Here is a 794-nt window from a genome sequence, read left to right on the forward strand (position 1 = left end):
CGGGGGACGGCGGTGATGGTGCCGTCGTGGGCGCGGACGACGGAGCGGACGATGGACAGGCCCAGGCCGACGCCCTTGTCGCTGCCGGTCCGCTCGGTGCGCAGCCGCCGGAACGGCTCGAAGAGGTTCTCCACCTCGTAGGCCGGCACCACCGGGCCCGTATTGGAGACCACCAGCACCGCGCATCCGGGCTGCGGCTCGGTGGTCACCTCCACCCAGCCGCCCTCGGGGACGTTGTAGCGCACCGCGTTCTGCACCAGATTCAGCGCGATCCGCTCCAGCAGCACCCCGTTGCCCTGCACGAACACCTGCTGCCGCACCCCGCGCAGCTTCACCCCCTTGCCCTGCGCCTCCTGACGGGTCTGGTCCAGCGCCTGCGAGGCCACCTCCGCCAGATCCACCGGGCGCTTGTCCACGATCTTGTTCTCACTGCGCGCCAGCAGCAGCAACCCCTCCACCAGCTGCTCACTGCGCTCATTGGTCGCCAGCAGCGTCCGCCCCAGCTGCTGCACCTCCGGCGGCGCCTGCGGATCGGCCAGCTGCACCTCCAGCAGCGTCCGATTGATCGCCAGCGGCGTCCGCAACTCATGCGACGCGTTGGAGACGAACCGCCGCTGCGACTCGAACGCCCGGTCCAGCCGGTCCAGCATCTCGTCGAAGGTGTCCGCCAGCTCCTTCAGCTCATCGTCCGGACCCCCCAGCTCGATCCGCCGGTGCAGATCCGACCCCGCCACCCGCTGCGCGGTCCGCGTGATCCGCCCCAGCGGCGACAGCACCCGCCCCGCCATCGCGTA

At 71.0% G+C, this 794-nt stretch carries 1 protein-coding gene; it reads right to left on the reverse strand.

The annotated features are described in order from the left end of the window. Positions 1 to 794: sensor histidine kinase (locus ADL22_RS14560; protein WP_079064122.1), on the reverse strand; the 794-nt coding region annotated here is incomplete at both ends.

It is taken from the genome of Streptomyces sp. NRRL F-4489, assembly GCF_001509485.1.
Taxonomy (GTDB): Bacteria; Actinomycetota; Actinomycetes; order Streptomycetales; family Streptomycetaceae; genus Streptomyces.